The sequence below is a fragment of the Candidatus Latescibacter sp. IFSED24 genome, from assembly GCF_058273205.1.
Genome location: NZ_CM177850.1, coordinates 1,052,218 through 1,069,141, shown reverse-complemented (window position 1 = coordinate 1,069,141; position 16,924 = coordinate 1,052,218). Strand labels below are relative to the sequence as shown.

Annotated in this window: 7 protein-coding genes, 2 tRNA genes and 3 rRNA genes; 2 read left to right on the top strand and 10 right to left on the bottom strand. The window is 62.8% G+C overall.

What is annotated here, in order from left to right:
- Positions 1-28 precede the first annotated feature (28 nt).
- Together IFSED24_RS04265 and IFSED24_RS04260 are read right to left on the bottom strand one after the other, a co-directional pair.
- A complete protein-coding gene (locus tag IFSED24_RS04265; RefSeq protein WP_491333981.1) occupies positions 29-733 on the bottom strand; it encodes a CpsD/CapB family tyrosine-protein kinase in 705 nt (234 codons plus the stop codon).
- 13 nt (positions 734-746) lie between these two features.
- Positions 747-2,345 (bottom strand): GumC family protein, encoded by a 1,599-nt coding sequence (locus IFSED24_RS04260; RefSeq protein WP_491333980.1) that lies wholly within the window; start codon positions 2,343-2,345, stop codon positions 747-749.
- 248 nt (positions 2,346-2,593) lie between these two features.
- On the opposite strand from IFSED24_RS04260, the gene IFSED24_RS04255 reads away from it, so the two are divergent.
- A complete protein-coding gene (locus tag IFSED24_RS04255) occupies positions 2,594-3,523 on the top strand; it encodes a hypothetical protein (RefSeq protein ID WP_491333979.1) in 930 nt (309 codons plus the stop codon).
- On the opposite strand, the gene sppA is transcribed toward IFSED24_RS04255, so the two are convergent.
- The 7 genes from sppA to IFSED24_RS04220 form a co-directional block, all read right to left on the bottom strand.
- Positions 3,499-5,271 (bottom strand): signal peptide peptidase SppA, encoded by a 1,773-nt coding sequence (gene sppA, locus IFSED24_RS04250; protein ID WP_491333978.1) that lies wholly within the window; start codon positions 5,269-5,271, stop codon positions 3,499-3,501. The two genes, IFSED24_RS04255 and sppA, sit on opposite strands and share 25 nt — an antisense overlap.
- A 114-nt stretch (positions 5,272-5,385) precedes the next feature.
- Positions 5,386-7,689, bottom strand: coding sequence for an acetate--CoA ligase family protein (locus IFSED24_RS04245; RefSeq protein WP_491333977.1), 2,304 nt, complete (start codon positions 7,687-7,689; stop codon positions 5,386-5,388).
- Positions 7,690-7,848: 159 nt separating this feature from the next.
- Positions 7,849-7,965, bottom strand: a 5S ribosomal RNA gene (rrf, locus tag IFSED24_RS04240).
- A 69-nt stretch (positions 7,966-8,034) separates the two neighbouring features.
- Positions 8,035-11,029: ribosomal RNA gene (locus tag IFSED24_RS04235) — 23S ribosomal RNA — on the bottom strand.
- A gap of 88 nt (positions 11,030-11,117) precedes the next feature.
- Positions 11,118-11,193: transfer RNA gene (locus IFSED24_RS04230), tRNA-Ala, on the bottom strand.
- A gap of 16 nt (positions 11,194-11,209) precedes the next feature.
- Positions 11,210-11,286, bottom strand: a tRNA-Ile gene (locus IFSED24_RS04225).
- Positions 11,287-11,405: 119 nt separating this feature from the next.
- Positions 11,406-12,965, bottom strand: a 16S ribosomal RNA gene (locus tag IFSED24_RS04220).
- The 16S, 23S and 5S rRNA genes sit together here with 2 tRNA genes alongside, the layout of an rRNA operon.
- Positions 12,966-13,501: 536 nt before the next feature.
- Here IFSED24_RS04220 and IFSED24_RS04215 point away from each other — a divergent pair.
- A complete protein-coding gene (locus IFSED24_RS04215) occupies positions 13,502-15,592 on the top strand; it encodes a penicillin-binding protein 1A (RefSeq protein WP_491333976.1) in 2,091 nt (696 codons plus the stop codon).
- Positions 15,593-15,602: 10 nt separating this feature from the next.
- On the opposite strand, the gene IFSED24_RS04210 is transcribed toward IFSED24_RS04215, so the two are convergent.
- Positions 15,603-16,919, bottom strand: a complete 1,317-nt coding sequence (locus tag IFSED24_RS04210; protein ID WP_491333975.1) for a thymidine phosphorylase — start codon at positions 16,917-16,919, stop codon at positions 15,603-15,605.
- Positions 16,920-16,924 lie beyond the last annotated feature (5 nt).

Here is a 16,924-nt window from a genome sequence, read left to right as displayed (position 1 = left end):
CTCTTCCATTAATTCCAGGGGAGGTGACCTAACGACGAGCCTTGCTGCGGTCGTAACCGTAGTATTTCCGGTCGTAGTAGTATGGCAGGACCTCGGCCAGGTTGTTGGCCACCACGCCGAGGATGTTGGCTCCGGCCGAGCGGAGGATCTCGATGCCGCGCTGCGACACGTCGCGGTGGGTCTGGCCGGCCATCACCAGGAAGAGCACGCCGTCCACCCCGTCGAGGTAGTGGAGCGGGTCGGAGACCGGCACCACCGGGGGCGAGTCGAAGAGCACGATGTCGAAGCGCTCGTAGAGCTTGCGCACCGTATCGCGGATGCGGGTCCCGCTGAACAGCCGGCTGGGGTTGCCGCCGCCGAGGCCCGCGGGCAGGAAGTGCAGGTTCTTGACCTTGGTCGGGCGCGGCGCCTCGGCGATGGAGACGTCGCCGGTGAGCAGTTCGGCGAAACCGGGCGAGAGCGGCACCTGGAACACCGTGTGCTGGACAGGCCGGCGTACGTCGGCGTCCACCAGAAGGATCTCTTTTTGGAGATGGTAGGCCAGCACCAGCGAGAAGTGCAGCGAGAACAGGCTCTTGCCCTCGCCGCGCTCGGCGCTGGTGATCATCAAGGCGCGCTTGCGCTCGAGGTCGAGCTGGCGCCCGAGCCGGATCATGATCCGGCGCAGCTCGATGGCCATGGGCGACTCGATGTCGAAGAGGCCGCCGCTCGTGCGTTTTCCCTTTTTTGCCATGCTAGACTCCGCCCTAGGTGATGCGGGGATAGACGTAGAGGAGGAACACCGCGGCCACCACCAGCACCGCCACCACGATGGAGATCCAGCGCAGGAGTCGCAGGCGGCGCTTGCGCTTGAAGTGTTCGTCGTTGATCACGGGGAGGGTGCCGATCACGTTCACGCCCAGGGCGCCCTCGATCTCCCCGACGGAGGTAAAAGTGCGGTCGAGCATGATGGAGAGCACGACCAGGCCGAAGCCGAGGGCCAGCGAGAGGACGAAGCCCATGAAATAGAGCTTGAGCTTGTCGGGCTCGACAGGGTATTTCGGCATGCTGGGATCGCGCCGCACCTCGATGCGGTACCCCACCTCGGACATGCTCGCCTCGAGGTTCATGGTCTGCTGCTGGATCTCGCGGTCGATGTTCTCAAGCATGTCACGGCGGTCAGCCACCGCCTCCTGCAGGTCGGCCAGGTGCGCCGACTGGACGGGTTGCCGCGTGGTGAAGTCTCGATAGTCCCTGATATAGCCAGCCAGTGTGTTCATGGCCCGTTCCTTACTCAGGCGAAAGACCATGAAGTAGAGGTACTGGGTCAGGCGGTTGCGGTCCATGATACCGAGCTGGCTGTACTGCTGACCGACCCGCTCATCCACCAGGTTGTTCAGGCGCAGACGCGCGCGCCCCAGATCGTTGGCCAGGTTCGTGTCGCTCTCACCCAGAAGACCTGCGAGTTGAAGTTCCTTCAGGTCGGTGATCAACGTTGCTGCCTGTGGATCCCGCGCGATGGCGTCGGTTCCGGGCAGGTTGCTGACCACGGTCTTGGCCTGCTGCTCGAGTCGGGCCATCTCGTTGACGTCGTTGTTATAGAACTGGTCCTGCAAGCGTAGGAGGCCCGATTCGGCGGAAGAGAGATTGGAGGCGTTGATGGGATTGCCGGCCAGCGAGGAACTCATGATGGTCCGCTGATAGGTGGCCAGGGTGTCCTCGGCGGCCTGCAACGCGGCGGCATAGGTCTGACGTTGCCGGTTGAGGAAATCACGCGTGGTCGTGCGCGGGGCCACGCGGGTGGCCCGTTCTTCTTCAAGGAACTTGTCCAGGACGACCCGGGACAGTACGAAGGCCTGGTGCGGATCGGTGTTCCGGACGGAGATATTGAAGATGTGATGGCCATCTTGAGCAACTCGAATAAAGCGGTGTAAGCGGGCCGAAGCACGCTCTACTGCCTCCAATTCATCCGGAGCCAACACCTCGGGCAGGGTTTCCCCACCAGTCTGTGGAACACGCACACGCCCGGTGTGCAGCTGGGTTTCGCGAACCACAGATTGAAGAAACTTCGGGCCAGTGACAATCGTCCAGAGTGTCGCCAGAGCTTCCCGGTCGAGATCTCTGGATCGCTGGTAACGTCCTCCCGAGTTCTCCAGCAGATCGCTATTGGTCACCTCGTATACGACCCGTATCTGACCGGTCGACTCGTAGATCGGAGTCATGGTCCGCACGGCCACGAAGGCCATGGCGAGGCAGAGCACGAACGGCACGAAGAACAGCACCTTGCGGCGCCAGAACATGCGCAGCAGGGTCAGCGGATCGAAGCGGCTCTGTTGGCCCTGCTCCTCGTCGAGGAATGGATCCATGAACGGTCACGTCCTCTCAGCTTCGAATGACACCCAGGCGAAGACCTCAGATTAAGGGTCTCCGGCGACCTCGGCAACCGGCGTTGTCCCATGCCCCGAACCTGACAGCGATGGGCGACACCCTTCCCTGAATCCTGCGGGGGAGGATATCCACCAGATGGCCTGGGGTCCATGCCTTTTCCGGCTTCGCTGCCGGGGGTCCGGATCGTGCTGCAAGCCGCCCGGCCCCCTCCCGCAGGCAGGTCGACATGGTTCCGCGCAACGCCGTTCTGCTGAGCGCACTGGTCTCAACCGCGTTGCTGGTCTACGGTTGCAGCCCAACCGAGGCACCATCGCCAGCACCCACCCTCCAGATCGGCACCGGACAGGCGATCCTGAAGGACCCCTTGCTGCTCCGGGAAGGCCACTGGCGCTGGTCCTGGTACAGCGAGGCGGGTCGTTCCGGTGAGGCCAGGCTCGAAGCTGCGGCTGGTCGCTACGTCTGGACCTTGAGTGGGGAGCCGGCAGAGACGACGCTGACCCTGGTCCCGGCGGACTCCTGCTGGCTGGCGATCCGGGTTCCCAGGCCCCTGGCGCTCGGCGAAACCCCGCCGCTGCCTCGACTGGCCACGGAATCGGCGGCCTACCCAGACCTGGTCAGCCTGCTCCGCTCGCTCACCCTGCCGCGCTTCGACGCCATGGTGGTGCACTGGCCGGAATCGCCGGTTCCGGTGAGCGCACCCGAGGCGATCAGCGGCGCGGTCGATCTTGCGGCCTGCCTGCGCGAGGCGGTCCAGCGCTGGAATGACGGAGAAGCGGCACCATTCTTCGTCTGGGATGCCGACGCGGCCTGGGGCGTGCGCCTGGCGCACTATTCAGGAACGCGGCGGTCTCCGCCGCTCATGGCCCAGCTCACCCGCCGCAATGCGAGCGGACAGCCGCTGCACGTGCGGATCGCGGCGGGCGATAATTACGACGGCCCCGAGGACCGCCCATATGCCGTGCGGGGGCTGGCTCACGAACTGGGTCACGCCCTGCTCCTCTGGGGACATACGTCAGACAGGATCCATCTCCTCTGGGGCGATGCGCCACCACTGGTGGATGGACCTTCGCCGGATGAACGCCGCGCGGCCAGGCTCTGGCAACGGTTGCCGGAAGGCCTCGACCTGAAGCGCTACGGGACCGTCACCCCACCTTGACGGGGCACGTCCCGCCAGGGCATGAGGGCCAGAGGGCGACCGTCGAGCAGGGGTGCCACGTCGGCCAGCCCCGTCCGGGCCAATGCTCGCGCTGATTCGGCCAGAGGCGCCGGCAACGACTGCAGAGGGTCCTGGGCCGCCACGGTGGCCAGACCGCCATGGGAACGCAGCGCATCCAGCATGGCCCGCTCGAGCCAGGAGAGCTTCTTACGATAGGTGTGGACGGCCACCTTCTCGTCCGGAGCGGCGCCCACCAGGGCCTTGACCGACTGCAGCGCGCGATCCAGGCCGCCGAGCCCGTCGACCAGTCCGTGCGCCATGGCCTGGCGGCCGGTCCATACCCGGCCCTGGGCCACGGCGTGAACCGCATCGCGGTCCAGGCCGCGTCCGGCCGAGACCTTGGCGAGGAAGCGCTCGTAGAACCGGTCGAGCTGGGCCTGGAAGAGCTGGCGCTGTGCCGGCGTGAAGCCATCGCTGTCGTGCCAGAGGAGGGCATTCTCGCCGCGCGTGATGAACTCGCGGTGGACGGCCAGCTTGTCGTAGAGGCCGGACCAGTTCATCTTGCCGGCGAAGACCCCGATGGACCCCGTGAGGGTGCCGGCGTCGGCGAAGATGGAGTCGGCACCACAGGAGATGTAATAACCCCCGCTGGCGGCGTAGCCGCCCATGCTGACCACCACCGGCTTCACCTCGCGCAGGCGCTCGACCTCGCGCCAGATGAGGTCGCTGGCAAGCGCACTGCCGCCGGGGCTGTGCACCCGGAACAGGACGGCCTCGATATCGTCATCCTCGCGGGCGGAAGCCAGCTGGTCGATCACCGTGTCGCTGCCGACCAGCTGACCCTGGAAGTTGTCGCGCCGGGATTCTCCGGAGACGATGGTCCCGGACGCCACCACCAGCGCGATACGGTGCGAAGCACCACCGCGACCGCCGCCACGGGCATAATCCTCGAGGTCGGCCACGTCCTCATCGGGCAGCAATCCGTCGAGCAGGTCGTCCACCGTGAGCAGGGTGTCCACCAGACCCGTGGCCAGCGCAGTCTCGGCGTCGAACATGCCGATATCGATCCAGCCGCGCACCGTGGCTGCGTCCACCCCGCGGCCCCGGGCGATGAGGTCCACCAGCAATTCGTAGCGCTCGTCGACCAGGGCCTTTGTCATTTCCCGGTTGGCCTCGCTGGCTTCCCGGCGCGTGAGTTGCTCGGGCGCGCTCTTGTACTTGCCCACGTGCACGAAATCAGCTTCCAGGCCGGCCTTGGCCAGGGTGTCCTTCAGGAACGCCAGCTCGGCGGAGACGCCCAGCACCATGAGCATCCCCTCGGGCGCCATGACGATGTGGTCGGCCGCCGCCGCCAGGGCGTAATCGGCATTGCCCCCGGCCTCGAGGCAAGCCCAGACCTCCTTGCCCCCTGTGCGCACGCCCTGCACCGCCGTGTAGAGCTCCCCGAGCTGCGCCCAGTTCAGAGCCAGCCCACGCAGGTCCAGGACCAGGGCCTTGACCTCGTTGTCAGCAGCGGCGCGCTTCAGGCCGAAGAGCAGCTCGCGGAAGCTGATCCCACTGCCATACTGCAACTGTTCCAAGAAATCGTCGGTGGACTGCTCGGGATAGGGACCGCTGGCATGCCAGTGCAGCACACCTCCCGAGCTGGTCGTGGCGGGTTCGAACGACGTGGCGGCACGCCACAACAATCCCAACCCCCCACCGATCACCAGGGCGATGATGGCGAAGACGATCCAGAACTTGCGCATGATGGCTGACCTCTCCGGACTGTGAGAATGTTTCGCACGCGTTCCATGCTAGGCTAAACGACGGGAGGGGGCCAGTCGTTTCACCGCCCCCTCCCTCGCCTTGGCAATTCCGGATCAGCCACCGGCGCGGCAGAATGCCGCCAGGGCCCGGGCGGCCCGATCGATCTTGCGGAACACCGGCACACCCGCCGCTTCGAGCTGGCGGCAGAGCGGGTCGTAGAGGTCGCCGGCGTCCACCACCACCACTGCGGGCTTCACACTGGCAGCCATGATCTCGAGCCAGCGGTGTCCGAGCGCCTTTGGACGTGAAAGGTCCTCGCCATGACTTCCGTCACAGGCCGCGGCCAGTGTATCCAGGGCTCCCGTCACCGGCACCGCCGAGAGGATGGCCGCATCCACCTGCGGGCAATCTAGGATCGCCGCCGAGGTCGCCACGTAGGAATCGGTATTCGCCATGGGAGTGGCATCGATGGGGTTGTCACGGTGCGCGATGGGTGGCAGCGCTGCTGCCAGCCGCGCCAGGGTCGCTTCGTCGAAGGGGGCCAGTTCGAGTTCGCCGAGGGCATCCATCACCGTGCTGCACTCGAACCCGGCGTTGCTGAGGATGCCCACGCGCTGTCCCTTGGCCGGTCGTCCGGCCAACAGGGTGAAGGTCTTCAGCAGGTCCTCGAATTCGTCGAGTGTCTCGGCAACGTCGGCACCGGCCGCCTCGAGGCAGGCCCTCGCCACGGCGTAGTCCCCGGCCAGCGATGCCGTGTGACTGGCGGCAGCCTGGGCGCCCAGGGGCGTCTTGCCCGCCTTGAACACCACCACGCGCTTGCCGCTGTGTCGTGCCGCGGCGATCCCGTCCAGGAATCTCGCCCCATCGCCCGGCTTGAACCCCTCGATGTAGCAGGCGATCACATCGACCCGCTCGTCCTCGAGGAAGTGCGCCAGGAAGTCGGCCACCGTCAGATCCATCTGGTTTCCGTAGCTGATGCTGGCCCGGGGCTGGATGATGCCGTCGTAGTTGCTGGCGAAGGTCACCAGATAGGCACCCGACTGGCTGACGATGGCGAGGTTGCCGCCGCGTCCCGGATGGAAGGGAAGCTTGTACAGCGGGATGAAGAAGGTGTTGTAATGCTCGCGGCTGACGATGCCCAGACAGTTGCCACCGACCATCACCGGCCCCCCACCCGCACCGGCGTGGCCGCGCTCGAGCTGGGCCTCGATCTCCCGGGCCAGTCCGTGCTCGCCGGTCTCGGCGAACCCGCCCGGGATCAGGATGATGGACTCGGCACGATCGGTCTCCACCAGCTCGGTGATGGCCGCAAGAGCCCCCTCGGCCGGGATGGCCACCACGGCCAGGTCGACCTTGTCGGGGAGATCCGCACAGGTGGGGAAGCACGGGACTCCGGCAATCTCCTGCTCGCGTGGATGGATCACGGCCAGGTTGTCGCGGACCGGGCCCTCGCTCCGCTTGAGGTTGTCGAGTATGATGCGCCCCGGGTTGGCGCCCTTGCTGCTGACGCCCATGACCACGGCGCTGCGTGGTTCGAGCAACGGCCGGATCTTGGCAGTGGGGCGCAGGCTGTCGGGCCAGCGACGGTCCGAGACCATGCCGACACCATCCAGGGCGACGAGCCGTCCATCGCTGGCCACGGCAGGATTGATTTCGAGCTCTTCGATGGTCGGCCGGTCCTCCCGGTCGGGGCCGAAGGCCTTGCCCAGGGCCCCCAGGGCTATGATGGCCTCGATCAGGCGGCTGACGGCGATGGGCGGCTCCGCATACAGGCGCGAAGGCCAGGCGAGGATCGAGAGCAGGGGGTGAGCCTGCAGGACCTCGGCCAGGCGATCGCGGTCGAGATCCTGCGCCGGAAAGACCAGGGTGGACCGTCCCCCGCTGCCCTTCCCATACCATTCCGTCAGTGTCCCACCGATGCCGACCACGACGACCGGTCCGAAGGCCATGTCCTGCTTGAGGGTCAGCAGGACCTCTTGCCCGGGCGTGTTCGCTCGATGCGGGACGAAGCTACAGGCCAGCACGCCCTCGATCTCTTCCCCCATGCCGTGGGCCTCCACGGCCGCGATCATGGCCTCGGCCGCCCGGAGGATGCGATCGACCACCGCCGCTTCTCCGGCCAGGTACAGGATCTTCACGCCGCCGGCCTCGGTCTTGTGCAGGATCCGCCGTCCGCAGATCTTGATCAGCAGTCGTCCTTCCTCATCGGCAAGATCGGCTGCAGCGCTGGCCCATGCCTTGCGGTCCGTCTCTGGGGCATGCGAGGGCAGGTAGGCCGCCGGGCCGCGGTCCAACCCCAGCCGGTCGAGGATCTGATAGCATTCCCACTCGTTGAGACGCCGTGGCCCCTCGGCGAAGGGGGCGCTGGGGTCTGAGGTCAGGATCTCCTTCACGTCCTCGATCTGCTGTTCCTTCATGTCGCGACCATCCCGGACAGAGATTTTCACCGAACGATCCCGGCTAAGATAGGCGCCGATACCGCCTGGCACAAAGAAGAGGACCGCCGAATTTCGATGGTCCTCTCCTGATGGTTTAAAAGAGAAAGACCCCCGATTGCTCGGGGGTCTTTCTGGAGAATCCGGCGGCGTCCTACTCTCCCACAGGGGCTACCCTGCAGTACCATCGGCGCAACGAAGTTTCACTTCTGTGTTCGGAATGGGAACAGGTGGTTCCATCGTGCTATGGCCGCCGAAAGTCAAGCCGTTCACTTGACAACCAAATATAGAGGGCATCTACACGCGAGGAGGAATCTCTTCTCAGAAATGATTAAGCCGCACGGCTTATTAGTACTGCTCGGCTGAACACATCACTGCGCTTACACCTGCAGCCTATCAACCAGGTCGTCTACCTGGAGCCTTTAGAGACTTACGTCTGGGAGAACTTATCTTAGGAGGGGCTTCGCGCTTATATGCTTTCAGCGCTTATCCCGGCCGTACATAGCTACCCTGCGATGCCTCTGGCGAAACAACAGGTACACTAGAGGTACGTCCATCCCGGTCCTCTCGTACTAGGGACAGCTTCCTTCAATTCTCCTTCGCCCACAGCAGATAGGGACCGAACTGTCTCACGACGTTCTAAACCCAGCTCGCGTACCACTTTAATTGGCGAACAGCCAAACCCTTGGGACCTTCTTCAGCCCCAGGATGTGATGAGCCGACATCGAGGTGCCAAACCTCCCCGTCGATGTGGACTCTTGGGGGAGATCAGCCTGTTATCCCCGGAGTACCTTTTATCCGTTGAGCAACGGCCCTTCCATGCGGAACCGCCGGATCACTAAGACCAGCTTTCGCTCCTGCTCGACTTGTCGGTCTCGCAGTCAAGCTCCCTTATGCCTTTGCACTCGACGCGTGATTGCCAACCACGCTGAGGGAACCTTTGCGCGCCTCCGTTACTTTTTAGGAGGCGACCGCCCCAGTCAAACTACCCACCACGCACTGTTCCCGGCCCGGATTACGGAGTCGGGTTAGAGCCCAAGCATTACCAGGGTGGTATTTCAAGGTTGGCTCCACGAACACTGGCGTGCCCGCTTCACAGCCTCCCACCTATCCTACACAAGCAATACCTAAACCCAATGCGAAGCTGTAGTAAAGGTTCACGGGGTCTTTCCGTCTAGCTGCGGGTAGGCGGTATTTTCACCGCCACTCCAATTTCGCCGAGTCCCTGGTAGAGACAGTGCCTCGATCGTTACACCATTCGTGCAGGTCGGAACTTACCCGACAAGGAATTTCGCTACCTTAGGACCGTTATAGTTACGGCCGCCGTTTACCGAGGCTTCGGTTCAGAGCTTCGCGTAAAGCTAACCCCTCCCCTTAACAGATCGGCACCGGGCAGGTGTCAGTCCCTATACGTCGTCTTACGACTTGGCAGAGACCTGTGTTTTTAGTAAACAGTCGCCAAGGCCTTTTCACTGCGGCCACTTTTAGCTCCACGGGTAAACCGCTTCACTTACTTATGGCGCCCCTTCTCCCGAAGTTACGGGGCCATTTTGCCTAGTTCCTTTACCAGGGTTCTCTCGAGCGCCTTAGGATACTCTCCTCGCCTACCTGTGTCGGTTTACGGTACGGTCTGGCCAATCTCTCCTTAGAGGTTTTTCTCGGCAGCATGATTAGGTTCAGTTGGCTTGCCCGAAGGCTCGTTTCCCCATCAGATCTCGGGGTTAAGAAGATCCGGATTTACCTAGATCTTCCCCCTACATCCTTGGACGCACATCCATCAGTGCGCTGAACTTTCACTTCTGCGTCACCCCATCGTACAAACGAAATTGACCAGGTTCCGGAATTTTAACCGGATTCCCATCACCTACGCCTTTCGGCCTCGGCTTAGGGGCCGACTTACCCTGAGCGGATTAGCCTTCCTCAGGAAACCTTAGGCTTACGGCGAACAGGTTTCTCACCTGTTTTATCGCTACTCATGCCGGCATAGGCTCTTCCGATATGTCCACAATATCTCGCGATACTGCTTCAACCACCTACGGAATGCTCCCCTACCATCCGTTGCAAGCAACGGATCCCTGGCTTCGGTACCAACCTTAAGCCCCGAGTATTTTCGGCGCCGAACCACTTAACTAGTGAGCTGTTACGCTTTCTTTAAAGGATGGCTGCTTCTAAGCCAACCTCCTAGCTGTCTGGGCAGTTCAACTTCCTTCTATCACTTAGGTTGGATTTAGGGACCTTAGCCGAGGGTCTGGGCTGTTTCCCTCTCGGCTACGGATCTTATCACCCGCAGCCTGACTCCCGTGCATCATTTAACCGGCATTCGGAGTTTGATTGGGTTCGGTAAACCTTGTGGGGCCCCTAGCCCATTCAGTGCTCTACCTCCGGCAAACTAACACGAGGCTAGTCCTAAAACTATTTCGGGGAGAACCAGCTATCACCGAGTTTGATTGGCCTTTCACCCCTAGCCACAACTCATCCAAGCCGTTTTCAACCGACCCTGGTTCGGACTTCCACGTCATGTTACTGACGCTTCCTCCTGGTCATGGCTAGATCACTCGGCTTCGGGTCTACCGCATGCAACTCTTCGCCCTATTCAGACTCGCTTTCGCTACGGCTTCGCGCCTTCGACGCTTAACCTTGCTGCACACGATAACTCACCGGCTCATTATGCAAAAGGCACGCCGTCAGATCCGAAGATCCTCCGACCGCTTGTAGGCACTTGGTTTCAGGTACTATTTCACTCCCCTCCAGGGGTACTTTTCACCTTTCCCTCACGGTACTGGTTCACTATCGGTCGCTGTGTCATATTTAGCCTTAGCTGATGGTCCAGCTAGATTCCCGCAAGATTTCTCGTGTCCCGCGGTACTTGGGAAATCCACCAGGAGGTCCATGTCTTTCGCCTACAGGGCTATCACCTTCTGTGGCCAGACTTTCCAGACTGTTCGACTAGGCATGGACTTTGTAACTCCTTGGGAAAAAAACGGTTTTCCCAGGTGGCTCCCGCAACACCGACTACGCAACGCCCGTTCGCTTTAACACGAAGTCGGTTTAGGCTGTTTCCCGTTCGCTCGCCGCTACTTAGGAAATCACAATTGTTTTCTTTTCCTGGGGTTACTGAGATGTTTCAATTCACCCCGTTCGCCTCCCAAGACCTATGTGTTCAGTCAAGGGATACTGCAGGTTTACCCGCAGTGGGTTTCCCCATTCGGAAATCCCCGGATCAACGCGTGTTTGCCGCTCCCCGAGGCTTATCGCAGCTAACCACGTCCTTCATCGCTGCACAGCGCCAAGGCATCCGCCAAGTGCCCTTAGTAGCTTAATCAGTGTGAGAAGAGACGCTCTCCTCGACGATGTAGCTACCCTCTATATTTGGTTGTCAAAGAACGGACAAGGCATGTGAGCCTGGACGTTGGTGGAGATAGCCGGGATCGAACCGGCGACCTCCGGCTTGCAAAGCCGGCGCTCTCCCAACTGAGCTATATCCCCAGCGAACGACTGATCCTGGTGGGCCTAGCTAGATTTGAACTAGCGACCTCACGCTTATCAGGCGTGCGCTCTAACCAACTGAGCTATAGGCCCATCAAGCCGAGGACAGGATGACAATCCTGCCTTTGGCAAGGGAATAGCGTGCGCGACCCAGCAGTTCCGTTCTACCTGAGCTCCCGACGGACAGGCCGTCAGGACTCTAGGCTCCTTAGAAAGGAGGTGATCCAGCCGCACCTTCCGATACGGCTACCTTGTTACGACTTAGTCCCCCTCGCCAACCACACCTTGGGCACCTGCCTCCCTTACGGGTTAGCTCAGCGACTTGGGGTGCAGCCAACTCGGTTGACTTGACGGGCGGTGTGTACAAGGCCCGGGAACGTATTCACCGCGTCGTTCTGATACGCGATTACTAGCGATTCCGACTTCATGGAGTCGAGTTGCAGACTCCAATCCGAACTGAGGCCGGCTTTTTGGGATTCGCTCCACCTCGCGGTATCGCAGCCCATTGTACCGACCATTGTAGCACGTGTGTAGCCCTGGACGTAAGGGCCATGATGACTTGACGTCGTCCCCACCTTCCTCCGGTTTGTCACCGGCAGTCTCTCCAGAGTTCCCAGCATGACCTGATGGCAACTGAAGACAGGGGTTGCGCTCGTTGCGGGACTTAACCCAACATTTCACGACACGAGCTGACGACAGCCATGCAGCACCTGCACAGGGGTCCGAAGAAGGGTACATTTCTGCACCTGTCCCCTGCATGTCAAGTCCAGGTAAGGTTCTTCGCGTTGCATCGAATTAAACCACATGCTCCACCGCTTGTGCGGGCCCCCGTCAATTCCTTTGAGTTTCAACCTTGCGATCGTACTCCCCAGGTGGGGCACTTAATGCGTTAGCTGCGGCACTGAAGGGGTAGACTCCTCCAACACCTAGTGCCCATCGTTTACGGCTAGGACTACCAGGGTATCTAATCCTGTTCGCTCCCCTAGCTTTCGTGCCTGAGCGTCAGTACCGGGCCAGATGGCTGCCTTCGCCATTGGTGTTCCTCCTGATATTTACGCATTTCACCGCTACACCAGGAATTCCACCATCCTCTCCCGGACTCAAGCCTGGCAGTTTCAGGGGCCGTTTGCCGGTTGAGCCGACATATTTCACCTCTGACTTATCAGGCCGCCTGCGCACCCTTTATACCCAGTGAATCCGAACAACGCTTGCACCCTCCGTATTACCGCGGCTGCTGGCACGGAGTTAGCCGGTGCTTCCTCTGATGGTACCGTCAAGCTTCGCGGGTATTAACCACGAAGTTTTCTTCCCAATCTGACAGAGCTTTACAACCCATAGGGCCTTCATTCGCTCACGCGGCGTCGCTCGGTCAGGCTTTCGCCCATTGCCGAAGCTTCTCGACTGCTGCCTCCCGTAGGAGTCTGGGCCGTATCTCAGTCCCAGTGTGGCCGGACACCCTCTCAGGCCGGCTACCCATCGGAGCCTTGGTAGGCCGTTACCCCACCAACAAGCTAATGGGACGCGGGACCATCCTTAAGCGGCAGCTTCCAAGGAGAGGCCACCTTTCTTCCCAGGACCATGCGATCCTGGGGACACATGCGGTATTAGCAGGCCGTTAGGCCTGTTATCCCCCACTTAAGGGCAGGTTTCCCACGCGTTACTCACCCGTTCGCCACTATACTCATTCCCCGAAGGGAACTTTCCCGTTCGACTTGCATGCCTAATCCACGCCGCCAGTGTTCGTTCTGAGCCAGGATCAAACTCTCCGTTGTCAAAAAATATTTGAACAACAGAAGCGATTGCTCCCGTGTGTTCTCGCGTTCGCAAGGCCCCTCGGTCCAGGTGCCTAAGCACCCTCGCCTCGAGGCTCGGAACTGCGGTTAATCGGGCCGTCGCACGCTATTCCGTTGTCAAAGATCAGAACCGTCGATCTTGCCGCCGGTTGGGCCGGCCCGAGTTGACTCAGGCGCGGACCGGGTAAGTTAAGCGAGACTTGAAGTTCTGTCAACCTGGAAGTCGATTTTTTTTCAAGTCTCTCGGCGATTCCACCCGGTGGTCTCCTCGCCGGTCACCCGCTGGTGCTGCGTTCAGCAGCATGGGCAACGGGGGCGCAATCTATGCGCATCTCGTTCCCCTGTCAAACCGAAAAACACATTTCCTTCAAATTATTTTCAGGCCTGGCCTTTGCGTTTCTTTACGTGGTGTCGCCATTCTCCTAATGTAGTATCGGCAAGGACGCCCGTCGACATCTGGAGAGGGAACGAGGATCATGGCCAATATCCTGAATAAGTCCATTCCACAGCGATGGGTGAGGCGACTGCTCGCTCTCTTCCTGTTGCTATTCCTGGCGGCGGCGGCCAGCTCCCTCCTCTTGCTCGACCGGCTCTCACAGGACCTCCCCTCCCTCGACAACCTGCGCAACATCCAACCCTCCGAGAAGACCGTCATCTTCGCCGCTGACGGGGATACGCTGCAGGAATTCTTCACCCAGAACCGGACCGTCGTTCCGCTCGAACGCATCCCCACCCACCTCCAGCAAGCCGTGGTGTCCATCGAGGACCGCCGTTTCTATTCGCATTACGGCATCGACCTCAAGCGTCTGGTGGGTGTGGTCTGGATCAACCTCTCCAGCAGTAGCAGCCCGGGTGCCAGCACCCTGACCATGCAGCTGGCCCGCAATCTCTTTCCCCGGCTGCTGCCTAGCGAGAAGCTCATGACGCGCAAGCTGCGCGAGATGATCGTGGCGGTGCAGATCGAGCAGATCTACACCAAGGACGAGATCCTGGCCATGTACCTCAACCAGATCTACCTGGGCAAGGGGACCTATGGCGTGCAGGCCGCGGCCAACCTCTTCTTCGGCAAGGATGTCTGGGATCTCGAGCCCGCCGAGACCACCATGATCGCCGGCATGATCCAGCTCCCGGAACACTACTCCCCCCTGCGCCACCTGGACCGAGCCTATCGCCGCCGCGCGGTGGTCCTGCAGTCCATGGTCGCCGCCGGCAAGCTGACCCGCGCCCAAGCCGAGACCATCGGCGCCACCGAAGTGGTGGTCTTCGATCCCCAGAACGCCCCGGTGGAGGCGGGTTTCGCCGCCTATTTCGTCGAGGAAGTCCGCAAGGATCTGGAACAGAACTACGGCGCCGACAAGCTCTACACCGACGGCCTGCGGGTCTGGACAACCCTGATCCCCCGCTACCAGACCTGGCTCGAGGCGGCGGCGAGCGAGCACATGGCCACGCTCGAGGACGAATTCGACTACCCCATGACCAAGGCGCTCTTCGACAGCCTCAGCACCGCCGGTGAACGGCCAGAGACCGCCGACTACCTGCAGTGCGCCGGCCTGCTGCAGGATGTCCGCACCGGAGCGATCCTGGCCATGATGGGTGGCCGCGATTTCGCCGACACCCGCTGGAACAACGCCTGGCAAGCCTCCCGTCAGCCCGGCTCCATCTTCAAGCCCTTCGTCTACCTCACGGCCCTGCAGCAGGGCTACACTCCGGCGAGCATCCTGCTGGACACCCCCTTCGTCCTGGATACCGGTAGCAGCCTGTGGCGCCCCAAGAACTTCAGCAACCGCTTCCGGGGTCCCGTGACCCTGCGTTACGCCCTGAGCCGCTCGATCAACACGCCCACGGCGAAGCTGTACCTCGACTTCGGCCTGCAGCCGGTGCTCGACAACGTCCGCCGGCTGGGATTCACCAGCGAACTCCCCCACGTGCCCGCCCTCTTCCTCGGCGCCGGCGAGGTGACCCTGCGCGAGGTGGTGGGCGCCTACGCCACGTTCGCCAACCATGGCGTCCGGGTCGACCAGCACCTGATCACCCGGGTGGAGACCCTCGATGGCGAGGTCCTCTTCCAGGCACGGATCCGTCAGCACGAGGTGCTCGACCCCGCCGAGGCATACCTCATCACCGACCTGCTGCAGACGACCCTGCGGGAGGGCACGGGCAAGAGCGCGCGCTGGCGCGGCTTCACCAAGACCGGCGCCGGCAAGACCGGCACCACCAACGAGAGCACCAACGCCTGGTTCTGCGGTTACACGCCGAGCTTCTGCGGCGGCATCTGGGTCGGCTTCGACGCACCCAGGCCCATGGGGCGCAACGCCACGGGTGCGCACCAGGCGCTGCCCATCTGGGCGCGATTCATGGGTCAGATCACCGACGAGAAGGGCGACGAGCCCTTCGTGCGGCCACCGGCGATCATCGAGAAGCTGATCTGCCTCGAGTCGGGGCTGCTGGCCACCAGCAACTGCGACTCCACCGCCATGGAGGTCTTCCTGCCCGGGCGGTTCCCCCAGACCGTCTGCGACGTGCATGGTGGGGAATTGCACGACCTCTCGGGTGTGGACAAGGGTTTCGAGACCCTCGACAACCGCAACGAGGACGACGAGTTCTGAGCCTGGTGGCTCAGGAGAGGCGTTCCAGCACGATCGGCAGCGGGGTGCGGGGTTCCTCGTCCACGCGGAACGCCGCGCTCAGCCGCTGAATGCTGGCTGCGAGGTCGCGATCGGCGGGCGCTCGCAAGCGCGCCACCGGCTGCCCCGCCTGGACCCGGTCGCCGGTGCGGACGAGCCAGTCGATGCCCACGCTGTGATCGATGGCATCCTCCACCTGCAGGCGTGCGCCGCCCAGATCGGCCAGGGCCAGGCCCACCGCCCGGCAATCGGTGACCGTGAGCCAGCCGTCGCGCGGAGCGGTGACCTCTCCGGCCACTGGCGCGACCACGAGACCCAGGTCGTCGGCCTCCCAATCGAGCTGGCCGCGCTGGGCTTCGATCCAGCTCCGCAGGCATCCCCAGGCAGCACCGCCGTCCCAGGCGGTCCGCACCTGGGCCAGGGCCTCCGTGGCGTCTGACGCCAGACCGGCTGTGGCCACCATGGCCGCCGTGAGCTCCTCGGTGATCTCGACCAGATTCGCCGGCGCAGTGGCGCGCCCCCCCGGACGCAGGGCCGCCAGGGCCTCCAGCGTCTCGCTGGCGTGCCCCACCGCCACGCCCAGGGGCTGGGACATGTCCGTGAAGAGCACCGCCATGCGGCGATCGTAGGCCCGGCCCACGCCCACCAGGGCTCCGGCCAGCCGTCGCGCCTGTGCCAGGTCGGTCATGAAGGCGCCCGAACCGCATTTGAGGTCGATGACGATGGTCTCCGGCCCGGCTGCCAGCTTCTTGGACATGATCGAGGCGGTGATCAGCGGCACGCAATCCACGGTGGCGGTGACGTCCCGCAGCGCATAGATGCGCCCGTCGGCCGGGGCGATGTCGCCGCTCTGACCGACGATGGCGCAGCCGACTCGCCGGACCACGTCGAGGAACGCGTCGTTGTCGAGATGGATCCGGTAGCCGGGGATGGCCTCGAGCTTGTCGAGGGTGCCGCCGGTATGGCCCAGGCCGCGCCCCGAGAGCATGGGGACCCGCAGACCGCAGGCCGCCGCCAGCGGGGCCAGCAACAGCGAGACCTTGTCCCCCACGCCACCGGTGGAGTGCTTGTCGGCGCTCGGCCCGCCCAGGTCCGAGGTGTCGAGCTGGGCGCCGCTGCGCAGCATGCAGTCGGTCAACGCGGCGGTCTCCTCCGCGGTCATGTCGCGGAACCAGACCGCCATGAGGAACGCCGCCATCTGGTAGCGCGGTACCTGGTCGGCGGTGAAGCCGGTCACCAGCCTCGCGATCTGATCGGCGGTGAGTTCGCGACCGCGCTTCTTGGCCTCGATGATCTCCAGGATGTCCATGGCGC